The sequence below is a fragment of the Chryseobacterium sp. BIGb0232 genome (assembly GCF_024810195.1).
In the GTDB taxonomy this organism is placed as follows: Bacteria; Bacteroidota; Bacteroidia; order Flavobacteriales; family Weeksellaceae; genus Chryseobacterium; species Chryseobacterium pennae.
On sequence record NZ_JANUEH010000001.1, the window covers coordinates 858399 to 880375 of the forward strand.

General features: G+C 35.3%; 25 protein-coding genes and 1 riboswitch. Of the genes, 12 read left to right on the top strand and 13 right to left on the bottom strand.

Annotated features, from left to right (window positions below):
• Positions 1 to 223: 223 nt before the first annotated feature.
• Genes M2372_RS03655 through M2372_RS03665 form a run of 3 tightly spaced genes read right to left on the bottom strand, consistent with a single transcriptional unit; the run spans position 224 to position 1743 of the window.
• Complete coding sequence (locus M2372_RS03655) at positions 224 to 730, bottom strand: GNAT family N-acetyltransferase (RefSeq protein ID WP_115973197.1); 507 nt, start codon at positions 728 to 730, stop codon at positions 224 to 226.
• Positions 731 to 746: 16 nt separating this feature from the next.
• Complete coding sequence (locus M2372_RS03660) at positions 747 to 1361, bottom strand: hypothetical protein (RefSeq protein ID WP_123318304.1); 615 nt, start codon at positions 1359 to 1361, stop codon at positions 747 to 749.
• Between the two features lie 25 nt (positions 1362 to 1386).
• On the bottom strand, positions 1387 to 1743 hold the full coding sequence (locus M2372_RS03665) for a hypothetical protein (protein ID WP_123318303.1): 357 nt from the start codon (positions 1741 to 1743) through the stop codon (positions 1387 to 1389).
• A gap of 62 nt (positions 1744 to 1805) precedes the next feature.
• Between M2372_RS03665 and M2372_RS03670 the strand changes: the two genes are divergently transcribed.
• The 5 genes from M2372_RS03670 to M2372_RS03690 all read left to right on the top strand — a co-directional run bounded on the left by M2372_RS03670 (position 1806) and on the right by M2372_RS03690 (position 7265).
• Positions 1806 to 3953 carry an endonuclease MutS2 gene (locus tag M2372_RS03670; protein WP_115973194.1) on the top strand — a complete coding sequence of 716 codons (2148 nt, stop codon included), beginning with the start codon at positions 1806 to 1808 and terminating at the stop codon, positions 3951 to 3953.
• A 137-nt stretch (positions 3954 to 4090) separates the two neighbouring features.
• On the top strand, positions 4091 to 4753 hold the full coding sequence (locus M2372_RS03675; RefSeq protein ID WP_115973193.1) for a hypothetical protein: 663 nt from the start codon (positions 4091 to 4093) through the stop codon (positions 4751 to 4753).
• 31 nt (positions 4754 to 4784) lie between these two features.
• A complete protein-coding gene (locus M2372_RS03680; protein WP_148060713.1) occupies positions 4785 to 5672 on the top strand; it encodes a hypothetical protein in 888 nt (295 codons plus the stop codon).
• A gap of 80 nt (positions 5673 to 5752) precedes the next feature.
• Positions 5753 to 6550, top strand: coding sequence for a hypothetical protein (locus tag M2372_RS03685; RefSeq protein WP_123318301.1), 798 nt, complete (start codon positions 5753 to 5755; stop codon positions 6548 to 6550).
• A gap of 35 nt (positions 6551 to 6585) precedes the next feature.
• A riboswitch (cobalamin riboswitch) is annotated at positions 6586 to 6766 on the top strand.
• 115 nt (positions 6767 to 6881) lie between these two features.
• The gene (locus M2372_RS03690; RefSeq protein WP_047098292.1) at positions 6882 to 7265 is read left to right on the top strand and encodes an acyl-CoA thioesterase; all 384 of its coding nucleotides are present in this window, start codon (positions 6882 to 6884) and stop codon (positions 7263 to 7265) included.
• 182 nt (positions 7266 to 7447) lie between these two features.
• On the opposite strand, the gene M2372_RS03695 is transcribed toward M2372_RS03690, so the two are convergent.
• Together M2372_RS03695 and M2372_RS03700 are read right to left on the bottom strand one after the other, a co-directional pair.
• Positions 7448 to 8038 (bottom strand): HD family hydrolase, encoded by a 591-nt coding sequence (locus M2372_RS03695; protein ID WP_115973190.1) that lies wholly within the window; start codon positions 8036 to 8038, stop codon positions 7448 to 7450.
• 1 nt (position 8039) lies between these two features.
• Positions 8040 to 8744, bottom strand: a complete 705-nt coding sequence (locus M2372_RS03700) for an XAC2610-related protein (RefSeq protein WP_148060712.1) — start codon at positions 8742 to 8744, stop codon at positions 8040 to 8042.
• 520 nt (positions 8745 to 9264) lie between these two features.
• On the opposite strand from M2372_RS03700, the gene M2372_RS03705 reads away from it, so the two are divergent.
• From M2372_RS03705 to M2372_RS03735, 7 genes are all read left to right on the top strand, one after another.
• Entirely contained in the window at positions 9265 to 9594 is a 330-nt protein-coding gene (locus M2372_RS03705; protein WP_115973188.1) for a PadR family transcriptional regulator, read from the top strand.
• A gap of 11 nt (positions 9595 to 9605) precedes the next feature.
• Positions 9606 to 11327, top strand: coding sequence for a PspC domain-containing protein (locus tag M2372_RS03710; RefSeq protein WP_115973187.1), 1722 nt, complete (start codon positions 9606 to 9608; stop codon positions 11325 to 11327).
• A 315-nt stretch (positions 11328 to 11642) separates the two neighbouring features.
• Positions 11643 to 12227: a 1-acyl-sn-glycerol-3-phosphate acyltransferase gene (locus tag M2372_RS03715; protein ID WP_123318299.1), complete on the top strand. Its 585-nt coding sequence runs from the start codon at positions 11643 to 11645 to the stop codon at positions 12225 to 12227.
• Positions 12228 to 12266: 39 nt separating this feature from the next.
• On the top strand, positions 12267 to 12695 hold the full coding sequence (locus tag M2372_RS03720) for a PaaI family thioesterase (protein ID WP_123318298.1): 429 nt from the start codon (positions 12267 to 12269) through the stop codon (positions 12693 to 12695).
• A gap of 105 nt (positions 12696 to 12800) precedes the next feature.
• Positions 12801 to 13031, top strand: a complete 231-nt coding sequence (locus tag M2372_RS03725) for a hypothetical protein (protein ID WP_123318297.1) — start codon at positions 12801 to 12803, stop codon at positions 13029 to 13031.
• Between the two features lie 233 nt (positions 13032 to 13264).
• On the top strand, positions 13265 to 13468 hold the full coding sequence (locus M2372_RS03730) for a hypothetical protein (protein WP_123318296.1): 204 nt from the start codon (positions 13265 to 13267) through the stop codon (positions 13466 to 13468).
• Positions 13469 to 13494: 26 nt separating this feature from the next.
• The gene (locus M2372_RS03735; protein WP_123318295.1) at positions 13495 to 14463 is read left to right on the top strand and encodes a chorismate-binding protein; all 969 of its coding nucleotides are present in this window, start codon (positions 13495 to 13497) and stop codon (positions 14461 to 14463) included.
• Between the two features lie 260 nt (positions 14464 to 14723).
• Here the strand turns inward: M2372_RS03735 and M2372_RS03740 are convergent, their stop codons facing one another.
• The 8 genes from M2372_RS03740 to M2372_RS03775 all read right to left on the bottom strand — a co-directional run bounded on the left by M2372_RS03740 (position 14724) and on the right by M2372_RS03775 (position 21959).
• Entirely contained in the window at positions 14724 to 14921 is a 198-nt protein-coding gene (locus M2372_RS03740; protein WP_123318294.1) for a hypothetical protein, read from the bottom strand.
• 5 nt (positions 14922 to 14926) lie between these two features.
• Entirely contained in the window at positions 14927 to 15529 is a 603-nt protein-coding gene (locus tag M2372_RS03745) for a MarC family protein (protein WP_115973180.1), read from the bottom strand.
• Between the two features lie 44 nt (positions 15530 to 15573).
• Positions 15574 to 17313 carry a BatD family protein gene (locus M2372_RS03750; RefSeq protein ID WP_123318293.1) on the bottom strand — a complete coding sequence of 580 codons (1740 nt, stop codon included), beginning with the start codon at positions 17311 to 17313 and terminating at the stop codon, positions 15574 to 15576.
• Complete coding sequence (locus M2372_RS03755) at positions 17313 to 18053, bottom strand: tetratricopeptide repeat protein (protein WP_115973178.1); 741 nt, start codon at positions 18051 to 18053, stop codon at positions 17313 to 17315. The genes M2372_RS03750 and M2372_RS03755 overlap by 1 nt, the downstream gene beginning before the upstream one ends.
• A 99-nt stretch (positions 18054 to 18152) precedes the next feature.
• A complete protein-coding gene (locus tag M2372_RS03760) occupies positions 18153 to 19160 on the bottom strand; it encodes a VWA domain-containing protein (protein WP_123318292.1) in 1008 nt (335 codons plus the stop codon).
• Positions 19160 to 20152 carry a VWA domain-containing protein gene (locus tag M2372_RS03765; RefSeq protein ID WP_123318291.1) on the bottom strand — a complete coding sequence of 331 codons (993 nt, stop codon included), beginning with the start codon at positions 20150 to 20152 and terminating at the stop codon, positions 19160 to 19162. The genes M2372_RS03760 and M2372_RS03765 overlap by 1 nt, the downstream gene beginning before the upstream one ends.
• Positions 20145 to 21041: a BatD family protein gene (locus tag M2372_RS03770; RefSeq protein ID WP_115973225.1), complete on the bottom strand. Its 897-nt coding sequence runs from the start codon at positions 21039 to 21041 to the stop codon at positions 20145 to 20147. The genes M2372_RS03765 and M2372_RS03770 overlap by 8 nt, the downstream gene beginning before the upstream one ends.
• A gap of 54 nt (positions 21042 to 21095) precedes the next feature.
• A complete protein-coding gene (locus M2372_RS03775) occupies positions 21096 to 21959 on the bottom strand; it encodes a DUF58 domain-containing protein (protein ID WP_123318290.1) in 864 nt (287 codons plus the stop codon).
• Positions 21960 to 21977 lie beyond the last annotated feature (18 nt).

A 21977-nucleotide genomic window follows, 5' to 3' on the forward strand; every position in this document is an offset into this window, starting at 1 on the left:
TCAGACTTTAAATATCTTGACTTTTCTTTCAATTAAAATAGAGGAAAAACAGGATAACACAATGGATAAAGCGATTAACAGAAAGCTGTTCCAAAGTTCTGAAGATACAAGATCAATTTTAAGTATCTCTCAAACCAGTTAAGGACTTTATTTCATTCTATATATAGTGTGTACTATCAATCTGTTTGTGGCTAAAGATAGAAAAAACTACTGGCACCGGTTACTAATACCTTCTTAAGCTAAAAATAATATTGTCGGGATGGCGTTCATCTTTTTGATATTCTTCAAAAATGAAATGATGTTTTAAAAGAAGCTGCTTAGAATTTTCATTGAATCTGCTTGTAAAAGCTAAAACCTCCTCCAGCTGCAGTTCATTAAACCCATAATCCAAAACAGCATGAAGAGCTTCAGACATGATTCCTTTTCGGTGATGCTCCGGCAGTAATTCATATCCAACTTCTGCGGTCTTTCTGTCTTCTGAAAAATTCCACAGGCATATCGTTCCGATAAGACTGAGATTGTCTTTATATGAGATTCCCCAGAAAATAATTTCTTTATTCTGAGTTTTTCTTTTGATGTGCAGGATAAATTCTAAGGCATCATAATTGGTTTTTGGAGAATTCCTTTTTACATATTGATTGATGACCTCATTGCTCCTGATACGCAGGATCTCTTCAGTATTAGCCTCATTGATAGCTTTTAAGACCAGGCGTTCTGTTTCCAGTTTCATTTATTCTTTCGTTATTTTATCCTTCTATTACAAAGACTGACTTACTTAAAAACTCACCTGTCTTGGCATCAAACAAATAAGCAAAGGCAGGGGCAAAATCAGCTCCTTTTTCAGGGTGAGGCCTGCACACAATTCTCCAAAAATACTTTCCATCTTTGTCAAAAGCATTCATCATATAAAGCTCGTCTTCTTTTTCAATGTTGATATTAAAATCCCTTTTCATAATCTTAGCCATATCTTTTCTGGTAAAAATACCTATTTCCCTTAATGACAAATCCTGATCAGTCTGCTCAATCAGCTTTCCATATTTTGAATATTTTTTATGAATTCCAACAGGTGTACCTTTACAATATAAACCTTCGTATTGTAAAGCATAAGTATATTGATTATAAAGAAAAGTTGTGGCATAAACACTGTTTTTTTTCTGTACATCTTCTCTATACTCTCCGCTGCTTTGTTGCCACAGAGTAATAACGTTACCCCCATTTTCATAGGTAAAAGTTCTGTTGCCTGTTATGTTTTCTTTATCTGTAAGACCTATATGTTTTCTAAACTTTTCAATATCCATTTTTTTAACCTGTGAATGAACCGCTGCAGATAGAAAAAGGGAAATAAACAATAAGTTTTTCATGATATATTTTTAAGATGGTGTCCTATCAGATTCCTCTCGTCATCAACTTATTATCTCTTAAAAAGCTATCCGTACCAGCATCTAAACCAATAAACAGATACATTCTATATCTTACCGAGGATCTTTCTTCATAAATTATTAATCCTCCGTTATCATTTTTCTTTACGATTTCTTTTTTAGAATTATCAGTCTGCTGACTGAGATTAATAATTCTCTTCACCTGATCATCTTTAGAGCTTTTTATACCATAATTTCCAGCTTTCTTATAGCTTTTAAAACGTTTTTTATTTTCAATATTACTTCGTTTTCCGGAGTCAGTTTTTTTAATCTGAGCCTGAATACCTACCGAAATGAAAAGCAGGATAAAGAATAATTGTTTCATGGATATAGTTTGTAAATCATTCAAATATACGTAATAATCAAAATTCTCACTAAATTTGCACTGTGTATATAGATAAAGAAGATTTAGACGAATTAGAGTTTCCGCAATTGCTCGCGGAAATCTCCCCATTTGCGTATTCTCCGAAAACAAGAGAAAAAATTCTTCAACTTCGTCCGATGGAAATTGACGAGGCAGAACTTTCACTGAAAAAAACGTCAGAATATCTGTCGAGTTTTGAAAGTTCAAATGCGATTCCGTTTGATGAATATGAAGATATTGAAGGTGAGCTGAAACTGATGCTTATTGAGAATTACCGTCTGGAAAACAGTGCTTTCATCAAAATAAAAACCATCACGGAACAGATCGGAAGATTACAGAAGTTCTTCCCTACCATGCCGGAAACATTTCCTACTTTACTGGAAGAGGTTTCTATCCTGGAATTCAGAAAAGAGATCATCGATAAGGTAGATAAGGTCTTCAACCGTTTTGGTGAAGTAAAAAGTGAGGCTTCTCCGGCCTTAAAAGGGATAAGAACTGAAATCCAGCATGCTAAAAAAGCAATTCAGGAAAATTTCAACCGTGCTTTGACCACCTACGGACAAAGTGACTTTTTGGATGATATACGGGAAACTATTATTGATGATCAAAGGGTTTTAGCGGTAAAATCAGGTTTTAAGAAAAGAGTTCCGGGAAGAACCCTGGGAATTTCAAAAACCGGTTCTATCACTTATATTCAACCGGACAGCGTAGTAAAACATTACTTTAATCTTCGTGAAAACGAGGAGGAAGAGAAAAAAGAGATTGATAAGGTTTTAAGAAAACTGACAGCAGAACTGGCAGAATTTCAACCTCAGCTGTGGAGGTATCAGATGTATATATTTGATCTGGACCTGGTAAGGGCTAAAGCTAAGTTTGCAGACCTGGTCAACGGAGTTCTTCCAAAGATCAACCGTCATAAAACATTAAAATTAAGAGAAGCCTTCCACCCTCTATTATGGTTGAGAAATAAGGTTGAGAACAAAACGATTCATTCCCAGACCCTGGCTTTAACGGAGCACAACAGAATTATCTGTATCTCCGGACCTAATGCCGGTGGAAAATCAATTACATTGAAAACAGTGGGATTACTGCAACTGATGATTCAGAGCGGTATTCTGGTTCCTGTACATCCAAAGTCTGAGATGTTTTTCTTTGAGAAGATCATGACTGATATTGGTGATAATCAATCTATTGAAAACCATTTATCAACGTATTCATCAAGGTTAAAGAAGATGTCCGGAATCATTCGTGAGGCTGATGCTAATACGCTTTTACTGATTGATGAGTTCGGAACAGGTTCTGATCCGGAACTGGGAGGCGCGCTGGCTGAAAGTTTCATGGAATTTTTCTATGATAAAAAGAGCTTTGCAATCATTACGACGCATTACACGAATATCAAACTTGTTATAGAACAGCTTCCGAATGCTCAGAATGCGGCAATGCTTTTCAATGAGGAAACATTGGAGCCTATGTATAAACTTGAGGTTGGCCAGGCAGGAAGTTCATTTACTTTTGAAGTTGCTGAGAAGAATAAAATCCCAAGATTTATCATTCATTCTGCCAAGAAAAAGGTAGAGCATGATATTGTGAATCTTGATAAAACAATTGTAAAGCTACAGCAGGAGAAATTTGAGGTTGAAAAACTGAAATCTGATCTTGCCGAAAGAAAAGAGTCTGTAGAAGACAAACGTGATAATCTTCAGAAACTGAATGAACAGCTGCAACAGAAACTGTTCAATTTCCAGAAACTTTATGAAGAGGAACACCGTAAGCTTCAGTTTGGAAACAAAATTGAAACTTTCATCGACAGCTATACGAAAGGGAAATCCAGAAAAGACGTTGTGAAGGATTTTGTAAAACTGCTTGAACAGGAGAAGTTCAGGAAGATTGGTGCTGATAAAGATGAAACCAAACGTCTTCAGGTGGTTAAAAGAAAGATCACCCAACAGCTTAAAAAGGAAGATGTGATTGAAAAAATTGCTGAAACGAACGAGAAGCTGGAAGAAAAGCGTAAGAGTGACCGTGCAGTCTGGATGAAAGAAGGCCAACGTGTCCGCATCACCGGAAGTACCAGCGTAGGAACCATTGAGAAAATTTCCAGAAATAAGGTTATTGTTAACTATGGAACCTTCAAGACAACGATCGATGCGGATGAATTAGAGAGAATCTAATCTATTTTCAAATGGATTAATTTCAGAATTTGAAAATTAACGGAATACAATAATGGAAGAGAGTGTCTGAGGATGCTCTCTTTTCTTTTGTACATTATCAATATAATTTTTCTTACTTTTAAGCAAAACAATAATTTATGAAACCATTAAAAGTACTTTCAGACCTTCTTCCTATACCGAGCTATACAGTTATCATCCTCTGTTTTTTCTTTCCTTTTTTCCTGATAAAATGTGGGGATACAACCTTAATGTCTATTAAAGGAACTGATCTGGTAACAGGGGTTTCCCAACAGGCAATGAATGAACGTATGAAGGAAAACCTTAAGCAGAACTCTCCTTTTGGATCAGCTTTTGGAAATGATTCAAGCGATAAATCATCAAACACTGATAGTGAATATTCTCCTCTAAATGATTCGAAGGATAAAAAAGGTAAAGAAAATATTCCGCCGAGCCCGCTTATCATCATTGCATTTTTAGCTGCTATTGCAGGAATTGTCATTCACCTGATCAAAAGTATTAAGAAAAAGTATATTTATCATATTTCCATTTCTCTGGTTGGGCTGATCTCTTTATTGGCCTTCTATCTGACTTTCCAGTCCAAGATGGAGGGATTGGGAAACAACCAAATAGGAATGGGATTGGGAGGTGAAATGACCATTAGTTATGGTTTTGGAACAGCTTTTTATATATGTGGAGCATTATTCCTGTTCCTGATGTTATTTTTCGGAGTCTTTTCATATTACCTGAAAAATGATCCGAAAGCTATTTATGATTCATCTAATCAAAGATCAGACTCTTAATACTGATTTGTAGATGAAAAACTATTCTAATATGGACAAGATATATCGATCATTATTTTTAATTGGAATTTTCAGTATTTCACCTTTTATGAGTGCACAGCAGAAAACACCCAATCCGGCACAAAAATTCAGTACGATAAAAATTGATGATATTTCAAAGGAAAACCTAATTATACCTACTTATGAGACCCTGGCTTCCTATGCCAAAAAAAAGCAGCCAGTCAATGGGACATTTTACAAAGTAGGACATGATAAAGACAACAATAAACATATTGCTGAGCTGAGAGACAAATCTGACAACCCTATTCCATTAACGACTTATGAATTCAAGGACGGAATAATCAGCCTTATTCTGACTGGTAAAAAAGATACACAGAAGTATTATACAAGAACAACTGAAAATACAGGATATACCCAGCAATTCTCTGACTCATTTAAGACCCAAGTTGACTTCTACAAAAATGGTTCAATTCATACCATAAAACATTTTGGATACGGAGTAAAAGCTTCCGGTTATCCGCGAGGAATATGGTACGCTTATTCTGAAGATGGTACATTACAACAGAAAATAGACCATGACTCTCATTTCAGGATGACTTTTTATGATCTTCTGACTATAGCGGATTCATATGGATCTCCCTTTATAGGTATTGATAGAGCTTTTAATGACATTCATTCCTATTGGTATATTTCACTTTCTCCACATCCAGAAGATAGAACGACAAAAGAGAGAACCCTATTGGTAGACGATAAAACAGGGCAAATAATATACCGTATCGTCGATGGACAAAAAAAATATTTGAAAACCAAAGCCTATGATAAACTAAATCTCAGTAAAGAATCTCTGGAATGGTTACAGGAGAATGACAAGTATTATATTCCTGATGATGAATTTTATAAATTATTCAGAGGATATTGATAATTTCAGTAAATACCTTTTTATTTTACCCATCCAAAAAGCATTTAATTTATATATTTGGGAATCTAAAATTTGTTAAGATGATTTCAGTAAACAAAGCATTGTACCTGTCTGCTTTCAGTATTTTTTCTTTAGCCTTCGTTAAAGGGCAAAACAAAGTTCCTTTTGGTGTTGTAAAAGCTGAAGAAGGCTACGCCAATGTACGTGTACATAAGGATAACTATAGGAAAATTGTAGATAAGATCCGTATGCGCAAAGGGGATGTTTTTGTTTATGTAAAGCCGGCTCCTGGAGAAACGGAATGGATCTGGATCAAATATCCTGAAAAGCAGGACGAAGATAAGCCTTTTGTACGCTATGAAACTCTTGATAAAGAAGGAATGGTAAATAAAGAGCGCATTGCTTTTATCGATCAGCTTCCTGCTTATACTCCGTCCAAATCTAAAAACGGAAGATCTCTAATCTTCACAGACAATTCTGATCCTAAAATTCCTACTGCTCAAAGAAGCAAAGTCGTCATTGATGTTTACCCATCCAATGCCGGTTACCGTAAAAAGGAAAAGGATGCTGAAGGAAAACTTCTTACTATTGATAAAGTAAAACCTTGGGGTATCGGAAATGATCTGCCTGAAGGGATGACGGAAATCAAATCGATCAGACTTCAGCAGCCCGGAAGAGGGTCTGTTTTCGTGAGAGAAGCTATCAAAAATATGTTCCAGCCTACTATGGATTTTAACAATGTAGGGGTAACTTCACTGGACAATGATAACATTTTCCTTTATATGATCAATGGTTCGGGAGAATACAGGTATACCACTCTGTGGACCATTAAAAAGGGAAGAGTAATCAGCCAGATTATTTATCATAATCCGGAATAAATTCATTAATTTTGCAGCCGAAAAAGTTTTAACGCTTATTCATCATAGAAACTGGTTCTGCATCACCGCAGATTAAAAGGGAACCGTGTGAAAATCACGGACTGTCGCGCAACTGTAAGTAACTGAAATCTTTATTAAAAGATCCACTGTGCGAGGCATGGGAAGGAGATAAAGATGTTACAAGTCAGGAGACCTGCCGCTTTCTTAAACAAGAAACTTTCGCGATCTGAAGTTTTATTGATCTGATGGATTATTTCAGGGATTTCCAAAGTTCCTGTCATTATTCTGTTGTTTTGATACTATTTCATTTCGCTTTAATTAATAATGAAATATGACTACAGAAGAAAGAATTGAAGCTGCCGAAACCAGAATCTTTAAAGCGGTTTTCCCTAACACAACCAATCATTATGATACCCTTTTCGGAGGTACTGCCATGCAGCTTATGGATGAAGTAGCCTTTATTGCAGCGACTCGTTTCGCAAGAAAAAGAGTGGTAACAGTAAGCAGTGATAAAATCGATTTTAAAAAACCTATTCCTGCAGGAACGATTGTAGAGCTTATCGGAAAAGTTTCATATGTTGGAAAAACCAGTATGAAAGTAAGTGTGGAAATCTATACAGAGCAGATGTATTCTTATGAAAGAGAAAAAGCAATTGTAGGTGACTTCACCTTTGTAGCAATTGATGAATTCAAGAAACCAATCCAGATACTATAAATAAAAATTTTCGGGCGGCCTTTGGCCGCCCGAAAATTTTATGATATTTATTTTACTCTAAATTCAGAATAAAACATTTCTGTTTTTTTGATATCAGAAAGGCCAAACAAGTGACTTTTATTAATTACAGGAATAACTTCCAGCCTCCATGTTCCCAACTGACCATCCTTATCAAACTCAGATTATTTTAAGACCTTTTCTGTTTCCAGACCTCTGCTCAACAACATTTCAAAAGCCTCTCCCATTTCGTCTGACGCTCTGGTAATAGCATTTTCAAGCATATTTCTGATCTGTTTTTCAGTCACTCCAGCTTCTGTCCAGCTTTTCCCGGAAGTATAGGAATTAAGAATAAAAGGCATAATTCTGTCGATAGAACATGCAAAAATAGCATCTGGAGTTGCTTCTTCCTCAAACTCAAGCCATAGATTAAAGAATTCTGTTCTTAAAGGTTCATCCAGAATTCCGAAGATCTTCTGTGCGGAAATCTTTTCTCTTTCAAACTTCCCCACCATTGCTGCCTCATCAAAAAGGAAAGTATCACCTGCCTCAATCTCTACAAGATCATGAATCGAAAGCATTCTTATAACTCTTAACAAATCAATATCTGTGCGGTTTTTTGCATACGGATAAAGGATTTGGGCAAGAATAATAATCTGCCATGAATGCTCTGCTGTATTCTCTCTTCTGGAATCGTCTGCATTATAATTTCTTCGCTGTACATTTTTCAGGGCATCTACTGCCAGGATAAAATCAATTTCTTTCTGGATCTTCATCTTACTTATCTTTATTATATTGTTCTGATGTATATACCTTGGTTTTGGTTACCCATTTATTGTTTACTTTTTCTTTCGTGATCACTTTTACATGGTCTTCACTAGTCATATCCACTTCTTTTTCAAAAACTCTATCCAGTCCTTTATTCGGAATTATGGCATATTCTGTAGTGAAAATATCACAACATCCCGATTTTCCGGAAGTGATAAGACGTTTGCGTTTGGAATCAACATCAAAAATATCAAACCCATTCGATGCCAGATCCGTAAGCTCTTTACTTTTTACAAAACTCATTCTTGTACTGTTGAAAACGTATACATCATATGAAGCACTGTGATAGTTCCCCATATTTCCGTTCCTTATAGCTATATCTTCGGTACCATCAAAATTAAAATCATCTATGATAAGCGATCTCTGTTCATCGGTCAGCGTCATCATTTTTCCGGGCCTCGGTTTTTGATCCGGCTTTAAGTCTATTACCAGGTCATCAGATACAAAAGTCTGGACCTTGGTATTGTTGTTATTAAACAGATCTACTGTACTTTTGCCTTTACAACTACCTTCAAAACAGTTTTCAGAATGAATGACAGCACTATAATTTTTTGATATATTTTTGACTTCAAGCTGGTATTGCCCAAAACATAAAGGTCCTAATAATATAAAAGCGGATAAACTCCTGTAATAATTCAAAATATTCATGTTCATAGTAATATAGGTTCAAATGTTTTTTAAAAACGTCCAAACAAAAATACGAATCATTACTCCGATTTCAAAACCCAAACGTATTTACATGAGTGACAAAACTTGAAAAGATAACAGTCAGTTCTGTTATTTTGAATTTTGGATATTTTGTACACAAAAATTATCCAAATACTTCACTAATTATTTGGATCACTATACATAAAACACATTTTTACCACAGGTAAAAAACCAGGTATATAAACTATCAGTAAAAACGGTTTTCATCCTCTATATTTTTCCAAAATTCATCAAAATCTTAAACTTTTCAAAAGACTTTTTTCTCAAAATAAGATTTTCAAAAATATGAATTAAAAATTATAACACTGATTATTAGTTAATTAAATGTTTTATTTTAAAAATTTCACTACTTTGTATTGCATAATACCATTTTATTTACATATCTTTGTAATGTAAAATTAGAATAGGCTCAACTAGCTAGGAGCATTTTTCTAAAAATATAACCTAATTAACAAACTTATACAAGATGAATACTGAAAATACCAAAGCGCAAATGCGAAAAGGAATTCTGGAATTCTGTATTCTAAGTCTCATTAATAATCGCGAAATGTATGTTTCCGATCTTATAGATGAGCTGAAAAAAGGAAAACTGGATGTAGTGGAAGGTACCCTCTACCCTCTTCTTACAAGACTTAAAAACGGAGAGTTTCTCTCTTACAGATGGGAAGAATCTACAGGCGGGCCACCCCGAAAATATTATCAGATCACGGAAAAAGGAAAACTTTTCCTGAATGAACTTCTAAATACGTGGAATGAGCTTACAGCCTCAGTAAACCAAATCACACAACAACATTAAAAAACAAAGCTATGAACAAGACACTCTCAATAGGACTCGCAGGTTTTTCTTTTACGATAGAAGAACACGCATATATAAAGCTCAGCGATTACCTGAACGCTCTGAGAAGCTCACTGGATGCTTCCGAAGCAGATGAGGTAATGCATGACATAGAAATAAGAATGGTGGAGATCTTCAGAGATTCTCTGGGAAAACGTGAAGTGATCAACGATACAGATGTAGAAAAAGTAATCGCACAGATCGGAACCCCTGAAAAAATCGAAGAACAGGAAGAGGCTTATTTTTCTGAAAAAAATACAACTAAAAATACCAATACAGGAACTAATTACTCAGATAAGAAACAATTGTTCCGTGATCCTGAAAAACAAAAAGTAGCAGGTGTTTGTGCTGGTTTAGCTCAGTATGTAGGAATGGATATTACGGCTATGAGAGCGATTTGGCTGGGGGTTTTCGTCTTAGGAATCTTCACTGCAGCAATCTCCTCTTCATTAATAGGTCTTCTTTATGTAATTCTTTGGGCCGTACTTCCAAAGGCTGAAACTGCAGCAGATTTCCTGAAAATGCAGGGAAAGCCTATGAACTTCGACAATCTTAAGAATGAGTCTAACAAATTGGTACAGTTTGCCAATGAATCCACTCAGAGAGTCGGAGAAATCTACAACGAAAACAAGCCTTACATCAACAATGCAGGAAGTGGAGCATGGAATATAATCAAATATATTGTAGGAGGAATCTTCGTATTGATGGCGGTAGGAAGTATTATCGGAGTATTTGTGTTATTTGGTCTTTTCGGAATGGATACAGATTTTCCCGGGGCTAATCAGATCAGATTTTATATGGATGATCAGGGACTTGATAAAGTATTGGCAGCCATAATGGTAATCGGAAGCTTAATCCCTGCTATTCTGTTCAGTTTATTAAGCATCAAGATCTTTTCTCCAAAAACAAAGTTGAGAAACATCGGATGGGTAATAGGAGGTTTATTCCTTCTTCTAATAGGACTGGGAACTTACTTTGGAATCAGTATGGCTAAGAAAAATCTGATCTACAAAGGAAGTAAAGAAGATACTGAAAATGTAGCGATCAATACAACTTCTGATACGATATATGTAGACATGAAACAGGTAAGTATTCCACAGAACTACAAAGCGTATGATGATGATATTTATTCGGATAAGAAAAATGTGTATGAAGAAGATTATGTTTCTGTAGAAGTTACAAGAAAGCCGGATATCAAAACACCATACCTTATTATCAAAAAAGAAGGAAACGGATATAACTTCCCTATCCAGCTTACCGTTCCTGTAGAAGTAATTAATAATAAAGTAATGCTTCCTAACTTCGTAAAGTATCCTTATGATCACAGATTCAGAGATTACAGAGTGAACTATGAACTTGTAGTACCACAGAAAATGCGGGTAATCTCAATGAACAAAAACAGAATCAATATAGATGGAGATCTGGATGGTGATGGTATTAATGATGATGATCAGAACAGAGATGAAGACGAAAACGGAATCAGAATTGAAAAGAATAAAATCACAGTAAACGGTTCCAGCATAGAATATAACTCTGATGACAAGGACAGCATTATCATCAATGGTAAAAAGGTTCCGAATAACCAGGCTAAGAAAGTAATTGATTCTGTAGCATCTGATATTAAAAAGATCAACAAGGATGTAGATATCAAAATCAAGGACGGAAAAAACGAAATATCCATACAAACTAAATAATTAACTACAGAGAGTGGTAGAAGGTGTGAATGGAAAGCAACCGTTTGAAATTCACACCATTCTTCTCTCAGAAAAGTGAAAAAAGCTACTATTTAGTTCTCTATGTGAAAAAATTGTTTTAATTTCGTATAGTTAAAAATTTAATAACCAACCAACACTAAAAAAACACTCTTATTATGATACAATTTGCAATGGAATTCGTAATGAAAATCGTAGATTTAATCAACGGTTTGTTTTAAGAGCAATAATATTTCAATATATTTGTAAAAGTATAACCAATTTGGTTATACTTTTTTGTTTTTAATCCAAGAATCTATGAAAAAGCTGATAGGCAAACTGATGTTAAAATTATTAGGATGGAAAGTTGTCCTGCAGGGCGATGTTAACGTCCTCAACAGATGTATCCTGGTGGTGGCACCGCACACCCATAATATGGAATACATTTTAGGAAATTTTGCCTATTGGTCCCTGAATAAACCTTTGAAAATCATCATCAAAGATGCTCACACCAAAGCCTGGTACGGAGGAATTGTAAAAGGACTGGGAGGAATTGGGATAGATAGAAGCCAAAAAAACGACCTTGTTAATTTTGTGGCCAGTCAGTTTGCTAAGGAAGATTTCAGCCTTGTGATTACCCCGGAAGGAACAAGAAGCTGGGTTCCGAAATGGAGAAAAGGATTCTACCATATGGCCATGGCAGCAAAAGTGCCTATTGTACTGGCGGCAGGAGATTTTAAAAGAAATATTGTTTACCTGGGTTATACCATTCCTTATGAAAGAATTGCATCTGTCCCATTTTCTGAAATCATGCAGGAAATTCAGGATTATTATGTAACAAACGATATTGTACCTAAAATTCCGGCCAACTGGAACCCTAATATTATGGGAACAGGCGAATAATCAATTATTATATATTAATCATCACATATCTTTATAAAAATGAAAGGTCAGACCAAAGAAGAAATACTAGCATTCATCAACAATTGGGGTGATGAAACCCTTGCAAAAGCAATGGAAATTAAATTCATCGATATAGATTTCGAAAATGAAACTCTTACTGCCACCATGCCGGTATTGCCAAGAACACACCAGCCTTTTGGAATCATGCACGGAGGAGCAAGCTGTGTATTGGCTGAAACGCTGGGTTCAAGTCTTTCTAATATTTTCATTGATGGTGACAAATACTATGGTGTAGGAACCAATATCAACTCCAATCACTTAAGAAGTAAAAAGGATGGAATTGTAACAGCCACTGCCAGATTCATCAGAAAAGGAAAAACAATGCACGTTTCTGAAATTGAAATCAAAGATGAAAAAGGAACACTTATTAACCATACTACGATGACAAATAATATCATTAATAAGTAGGTTGAATTGACAGTAAAGAATCAAAGGCTCAAATTTTTTTGAGCTTTTTTTATATTCTTACTGCAACCTTTTCATTTTTTTGCATCTTATAAGAAACCAACAACCATGAAAATTCAAATTTTAGTTTTTTTAACTGCTTTCTTATTCTGTATTTCCTGTAATAATGAAGATTCAACTCTTATAGAAAAGAAAGCATCTTATGACGTCTATCTTGGCGGGGTGGATGAATTTAAAGCCTGTTACTGGAAGAACGGGCAGCAAACCTTTGTACAGGAAGGAGAAAACCTGATGGGAACTAAAATTATTGTTGATAATAATGATGTGTATCTCTTCTGAACAAATATAGATAAGATTGACCCAAAACCTGCATGGTATTTCTGGAAAAATGGGATAAAACATACTCTGTCAGAATATTTAAATGCATCAAATGACCCAAATTTTTCCGTTGGAAATGGGATCGTTCATAACGGGAATATTTATTTTCTAGGGACTTTAACCAATCCTTCACCTACCTCTCCAGAGGACAAATACCAATATTGTTACTGGAAAAATGGCGTAAAAACAGTAATATGGCAGTGTTTAATAATGACATCTATATATCTGTTCGCAAAAACTTTAATTATTCTTCAAATCCGTCTCAATCTTATATGCTAACAAAATATACCAATAATCTGAATAATTTTATTAGCTCTGCTAAAAATATTTCTTCAGGAAATGATACCTTTGCAGAAAGGAAAATCAACTTCGGAATTTCCTATATTATTTCCGGTTAGTGATTTTCAAAATCCATTCATAACTCATGATTTATTTCAAACTTCCCTTCAATGAAGGATTGCATACTGTAGAGGAAACAAACGATAAAGATGCTGTCAATTTTTATTCTTATAACAGCCTTACCCAAATTAACTTTAATGGAAATATCATCAAAGCCGATCCAATAAAGTTTCATGATCTCTCTGTTACCAATGAATTCCTTCCTGAGGATACAACCGGTTTTACAGCAGAAACCAAAGAGGAATACTGCAATACTTTACAGCAGGTAATTGAAATCATTAAAGAAAACAATCTTCCTAAACTGGTTTATTCAAGAAGAAAAATCTTTACAGCCTTTAATACGATTGATTATAAGGCTAGTTTTGAGAATTTATGCCAATCCTACCCTAATGCCTTCAGGTATTTGTTTAATGACAGAGAAAATGCGTGGATGGGGGCCTTTTCGGAAGTATTGGGAAAATTCAACAAAGCTACACATGAGTTTGAAACTATGGCATTGGCAGGAACTCTTCCTGTTTCTGAAGAATGGACAGAAAAAGAAATTGAAGAGCAAAAACCGGTTACCTCTTACATTCAGACTATTCTTAAAAACTATTCTGATCAGGTTCAGCAATCCGAAACGTATGACCATGTTTCAGGGAATATCAAGCATCTCCGTACAGATTTTAAAACAACTATAAAACCTGATGACCTTGATAACCTGATTCAGGATCTACACCCTACTCCGGCAGTTTGTGGTATACCTAAGGATTTTTGCAATGAAAACATCAGAAAGTACGAGAAATTTCCGCGTGAATTCTATGCCGGTTATATAAAAGTGGAAACTGAAGAGAGTGTTCTTTATTTTGTAAATCTTAGATGCGCAAGGCTTTATAAAGATTCTGTACACGTTTTCGTAGGAGGTGGAATTACTGCTCAAAGTAACCCAGAAAAGGAATGGACGGAAACAGAGCTTAAGTCTGAAGCTATTTTGAAAAACCTGGTTGTCTCCTAGTAAATAGAAAGTTTGTGTTTCAATAGTAAATTTTGGCTAAAGCCAATAATGGAATTATTTCATTTACTAGGATGGGCTAAAGTCCACCTCTATTGATACTGATACCAAATGGATATGTATACGGGAATAGTTGTTTAATGACAAGATCTTTTATCTTTTATCTTTTATCTTTTATCTTTTATCTTTTATCTTTTATCTTTTATCCATAAAAAAACCTCCTTCAAAACGAAAGAGGCTATATCTATAAATATTTAATTTATTTACTTCTTTACACCGATTCGGCTCCAGGTATCCATTACAAAAAGAAGGATAAGGCCTATTGCAGCAGCAGATGCAGAAAATACAAACTTAATGTTGTCTTCATCAGCGATAAGGTCATTCTGCCAGTTGATAGCATAAAGGTTGATGGCAATGAAAACAATGAACAGTATTAAAAATACTTTATAAAACTTCTTCATAATTTTTAAAAATTAACATAATTCAGCACCAATTGGGCAAAATTTGCAGTGAATAATTTAATTGAAATCGCTAAAAGAATAATACCGAAAACTTTCTGAAGAATCATCAAAGTTGCATCTCCTATTTTCTGCTCCAGCCATTTCGCTGATTTCAGCACCAAATATACGAAAATTGTATTAAGAATAATTCCGCAGATAATATTAATATCATGAAATTCAGCTCTGAGGGATAATGCTGTTGTTAAAGTTCCGGCACCTGCAACCAATGGAAATGCGATGGGCACGATGGATGCAGCCTTTGCTTCCGTTGTTTTATTGATCTCTATACCTAAAATCATTTCAAGCGCTATGACAAAAATCACAAAAGCTCCGGCAATGGCAAATGAATTGACATCTACTCCGATCAGCTTTAGAATTTTATTCCCTACAAACAGGAAAACAATCATAATTGCTCCGGCAGTAATCGAAGCTTTTCCAGCTTCAATCTTTCCGAACTTCTGCTGAAGGCTTACTATAATAGGAACCGAGCCGATAATATCGATAACGGCAAAAAGAACCATAAAGCTGGTAACGATCTCTTTAAAAGAGAAACCATCAAAAATTTCCATCTCTTTGTAATTAAAAATTTCGCAAAAATATGAAAATAAACTGACTATTTGCTAATTTGTGAATATAAATTAACAATTGTTTTCAAAAGTTCTTCAATACCTTCTTGAGATTTCACAGGAGAATATTTCTCCATTTGAATTTTCTGCTGCAATCTTGCGTACTCTTCTGCAACTGAAGAACCTTTATGCTTTTCAAGAAAAGTCTTAAACTCAGCAACAGAGCCTTGGAAATACTGATTTCGTACTTCCTGATCCAACTCTTCCAAAGTGGTAAAGAACTTTTCATACTCACCATTATCCTTGAGGTTTTCAAGATAACCAAAATAATCATTGATGTCCGTTTTCAGCAACTCTCTGATTTCTTTTTCTGTTTCAGCCACTGAACCTAAGGGTTTTTGAGATATAGTTTCATTAACTAATGCGCGCTTTTTTTGCCAAGTTTTAAATATCAGATAGACAACAAATAAGCCTAAAAGAATAGTAATATTGGTCAAAAGAATATTCCAGTGGAATTTACTTTTTTCTTTTACTTTAAATGAGGTGGTTTTTAAGACCGGTGTATTTACCGTTTCCAGCAGATTATTGGTATATTCATTTACCTTTTCTACTGTAGAACGGGACTCCATTACCTGGTCGTGTGAAAGTGCATTTACATCTAATGTTTTCTGGCCCAAATCCACATATTCCTTATTTTCAGGATCAAAAAAGGCAAACGGCTCTGTCTTAATGGAAATGGCTCCTGATTTATTAGGAATCACTACATAGTTAGCCATGATGGTACCTTTCATCCCGGAAGCTCCAGGAGAAACCTTCGATGTGATTTTTGGTGCAAAAACTTCATAGTCTGGAGAAGCTACAATTTTAGGAAGCTCCATATCGGGTAAATTCCCTTCTCCAGTAACCTTTACAACAACATTTAGTGGTTTTTTGGCTTCGGGTTTTTCCTTAGTTGTATTATGAACGCTTACACTGAAGTTTCCTACTGCATTTTTAAAACCATCAGGTGCTCCTTCCGGAAGCTTTCTTACATTAAGCTTTATCTTATTGGAAACAATTTTATTTTTGTTTGAATAAGTACTTACTGATGCTGATACTCCAGGAACTTCAACATATCCGGCTTCATTCGGGAATACCATAAACATGGCCAGGATCTGTGATGACATATTTCCGTTACCGGAAGGATCAATCTCGGATTTAGTGAAATTGATAGGATGTACATTGATATTTTCCTGTTGCGGAAGACGGATATTTTTTACTTTTCTGAGATTATCCATATTTCTGGAATATACTTTCAGAACAGCAATAGTAGGCTGATCCTGATAGACATCCCTGTCTTCGATTTCCATATTCAGAAACACTTCATTGGAAGTATTACCTGCTAAGGATCTTTTATCAACAATATCGCGGATATTAACGTCGAAAGGCTCTGTTTTATAGATTTTGTTATTTACAGTAACCAGTACGGACCCTATTTTGATTTTACCCTTTTTCTTGGGTTCAAGGGCAATTCTGGATACTTTTTGAGTAATAAGCGTATTGGTAGCAGGATCAATTACAGTATTGGTTACAGATCCACTGCCTATAATATTAAATTTTGAAAGGTCCGGAAGCTGGAAACCTGTCTGCTGAACAAGGTCTGTTCCATTAAGTTCGAGAACAATGGTAAGGTTTACAACATCTTTTCCACCATACTCTGTTTTATCAGCATCAAGAGAAAGATTTACCTGTCCGTAAGTAATTACGGATGCCAGAGTAAGCAATATGTAAATCAATCTATACTTCATCACCAATCTTTCTCGTTGCTTTCGGGCATCGAATAAGAATTTTTGTTTAAAATTCTTCTGGCGGTTTCTTTTTCTTTTTCGTTTATTTTATCTAAGAGCTGATTTTCAAGATTTTTGGGCATTTTACCCTCATTATTCTGATTCTGCTGAGGATTGCCTTGGTCACTTTTGCCTTCGTTTTGTTGGCCATTTCCCTGATCCTGCCTTTGGTCTTTTTTATCACCCTGATCATCACCTTTGTTCTGATCGCTTCCGCCGCCACCTTTTCCAGAGTTATTCTGCTGGTTTTTATTTTGTTGCTTTTCTTTTTCTTTCAGCTTGGCAATTTCATAATTCTTACGGGTAGCCTCACTGTAAGGGTTTTGTTTAAGCGCTTTTTTATAATAATCTGCCGCTTTTTCCGGCTGATTCATCTGCATATAGGTATTTCCTAAGTTATGAAGTGCTGCAGCCTTATCAGGAAGAGTTTGGGAAAGCTGTTGTGCTTTTTCAAATTCGGACTTTGCCTCTTCATATTTTTTACTTTTATATAAAGCATTTCCCATATTATAATGAGCCGTAAAATCCTTGTCATTGGATTTCACAGCCTCCATATATTTGGAGGACGCTCCATCATAGTCTTTACCGTCAAATTTCTGATTGCCTTCATGAACCAAAGTTCTGTAGTTTTCCTGCCCAAACAAAAAGCCTGAGAATGAGAAAGCAACTATAAACGATAAAAATATGGTTTTAGTATTCATTACTTGCAAAATTATTCCTTTATATGTTAAGAAACAGAGTTTTATTTGTTAAAATTCGGTTAAAGTATCCGTAGATATTCTTCTATAAATAAAGGAAAATTATAAATTAAAATCATTTTTAGGATTAAAAATATAAATTAAAAAGAAAAACAGGATAGAGACCGCTAAGAAATATTGATAATAATGATTGGCATTCTGTGATTTCACAAGTGTTTCCGATCCTGAAGACTTCTTATTGATCGCATCAATGATCCTATCCGGAGCTTCATTAATGTTATTTCCATCAATATAGGTTCCTCCTGTAGATCCCGCCATTTTATTTAAAGCTTCGGTCTGTCTTTTAGAAATTACAGTACCTCCGTTTATGTCTGTTTTATATCCCATCAGCTGCCCATCATTGTATACCGGAACGGGAGCTCCTTCATCTGTTCCTATTCCTACAGAGGTAATAGCTATTCCTTCTTTATTGGCAAGTCTTATTGCTGCATTATCATTTCCTTCATTATCCTCACCATCACTCAGCAGTATAATTTTCCGGGATCCTTTGCTTACATTTTTAAATTTTTCAGTAGCTGCCTGTATTCCTTTCAGAAAATCTGTTCCCTGAATCTTCATAGAGGTGGTTTCAATACCACTGATATAAGTTTCTGCAGAGTTATAATCTGTTGTTAATGGCATAATGGATATTGCCTGTCCCGCAAAAATGACAATTCCGATCTTATCGTTTTTCATTTTCGACATGGTCTGTATCATCACATTTTTCGCTTCCATCAGTCTGCTTGGTTCAATATCTTCAGCATTCATGGAATTGGAAACATCCAGCATAAAGATCACATTATTTAGTTTTTGGTTGCTTTTCACTTCTTCGGAACCATTCAGAAGATCAATGATGGAAAATATCAAAAACAAAGTTCCCAACAGATATAATGCCGGGAAGAACCTTGTAAATCCCGAACTTTTTTCAAATAAATTATCATGAAACTGGCTTGCTGCAAAGATGTCTCTCTTTTTCTTTCTCCATTTCAGAAAATGAATCAAAAAGGAAGCTAACAGCGGCAGAAGCAGCAGTAAGAACAAATACCAGTAATTTCCTAAAGACCAACTCATCAGCTTAAAATTTTATAAAACATCCATCTCAATAATGCATCCAGCACCAGCATCGCCAAAGCAATCCACAAAAAGATTTTAAAATACTCTTCATAGTTGTACAGCTTTGACACTTTCACATCAGATTTTTCCAGATGATTGATCTCATCATACACTTCTTCAAGACTGCTGTTGGAAGTAGCTCTGAAATACTTTCCGCCTGTCGTTTGGGCAATTTCTCTCAATGTATTCTCATCAATCGTCACCTCAGCCTCAGTAAAGATAAGATCTCCGAAAAAATCTACCGCTGTAGGCATCAGCGCATAACCGTTTGTTCCTATCCCAATGGTATATACTTTTATGTCATTATTTTTTGCAAGTTCTGCAGCAAGCTGTGGTGGAATTGCATTTTCTATATTACTTACCCCATCAGTCATCAGAATGATCACTTTACTTTTTGCTTTACTTTTCGTTAAATGATTTACGGCAACAGAAAGGCCTTCTCCGATGGCTGTCCCGGGCTCTAAACCTGTAGAATTAAGATTTTTAATCTCATCTATCACCACCTGATGGTCTGAGGTCACAGGAACTTTGGTAAATGCTTCTGCAGCATAAGCCACCACTCCTATTCTATCATTTGGACGTTTCTGTACAAATTTAATGGCAATATCTTTAAGAGCAGTAATACGGTCAGGATTTAAATCCTTCGCCAGCATACTGAGTGAAACATCAATAGACAGCATAATATCAACTCCTTTGGTATCATCCCTGTCCTGTGAAACTGTAAAGGTTCTCGGTCTTGCCATCGCAATAATAAGTGCAGACAGAATAATATACTTGGATATTTTCAATAAGAAAAGAATTCCTTGTATTCCACCACTCATTCCCATATTTTTTATGGTAGGAACTTTTATACCTTTTCTTTTATTTTTACCCGCATCTTTTACAAAAAGAGGAATAAACAGCAAAAAAAGCAGTAAAAACCACGGACTGTAAAACTCAAAATTAAACATCCTTTCTTAAGTTTTCAAATTCTAAATCCTGGGACGACCTTTTCACAAAATCTCTGATATCTGCAAAATCTTTCTCCATTGTAATCTGATCCGGGAATGTTTTGGCAAATTTCACCAGATCCCCTCTCAGGAATACTTCTTCAATAATTTTCTCATTATCCTGAGAAATGGTATTATTCTTTTTCATCACCTCAATAAGATCATCTGTCAAAAGAACATCAGCAGGAAGGCGATATTGTTTGGTAATAAAATTTCTGGATATTTCGATAAGTTCAACATAAAAGGAACGGAAATTACCTTCTTCAATATATTTTTTCTTTTTAAGAGAATCCAGCTCCTTTAAAGTCTGATTGGTAGCCACTACCGGAGATCCTTTTGCTTTTCTGCCCCATTTTACAATCATAAAAATGGCAATAATCAAAGCAATGGCTGCCAATGCTGCCAGAATATAAAGTTTGTAAAGCTCCCAATAATCCTGAGCAGCAAGTTTTATCTCCTTATTTTTCATGATATCATTAATCTGGTCTGCTTTCTGAGCAGTATTAATGACATCTATTTCATAAGGAATGGTTTTAAGAATTTTATCTCCAACTTTAAACTCCAGTTCCGGAATAGTAAACTTTCCTTCCTCAAAAACAGCAAATTCTATTTTCCTTTCATAAAAATTAGCGTTTTGCCCAATACTGTCCTTGGTTTCTTCAAAATGAAAAGGCAGCAGTTCGTTTTTGGCCGCAGAATTTACCTGCTCATTATTTAGATTATCAATCTTTATCGTAAGATGATTGAGTTCCCCCAGAGCCAGGGTTTTCTTCTCTACATTAGAAGATAAGATCTGTGAAAACGCATTTGCACAGACTAGGAAAGATAATATTAAAAGTATTTTTCTCAATGTTAAAATAATAATAAAGGCTAACGCCTGATTTACTGCGGGCAAAACCCGATGTTATTTTTTCTGAAAATAATTATACAACAATTTTGAATAATCTGAGCCGGTATTTACATTCATAAAACTGGCCGAACTGTTGGCAAAATCTTCCTCCAAAGCTCTTAATTTTTGTTTCTGAGCTTCAGCAAAGGTATATCTCCATCTTGCACTGGAAGTATTCGCCCATATCTGTTTTCCTGTTTCTACATCGTACAGCAAAGTATACCCTACATCAGGAATCTCATTATCTTTCTCATCAAATATCCGCATTCCTAAAAGATGATGCTTCTTTGAGGCTACTCTCAGCATTTTGGAATCATATTCGTCCTGAAAGTCTGAGAACAGGAAAACCAGAGATTTTCTTTTAAAAATTCCCATCATATATTCCAGCGCCTTATCTATTTTAGATTCTGCAGGGATATAATCTGCGGTAAGAATATTACTGATAATGGAAAGGATATGCTTTCTTCCTTTTTGGGGAGGAATTACTTTATACACTTTATCTGCAAAAAGAATCAATCCGACTTTATCATTATTCCCGGCTGCTGAAAATCCCAGGCTGGCTGCTATTTCTGCAACATATTCTCTTTTCAGCTGAGCTTTTGTTCCATAATCCATAGAGGCAGAAATATCTACCACAAGCATCATAGTGAGTTCCCTTTCTTCTTCCATTACCTTTACAAATGGCTCACGGAAACGCGCGGTTTTGTTCCAGTCGATTCTTCTTATCTCATCACCGAACTGATAAGGACGCACTTCTGAAAAAGTCATTCCCTGCCCTTTAAAGGCGCTGTGATATTGTCCCATCAAAGCAGCCTCCGTCTTTTTTCTGGTACGGATTTCTATCTGCTTTACTTTTTTTACAATATCTTTTATCTGCATAGAAGAATTTTATGTTTA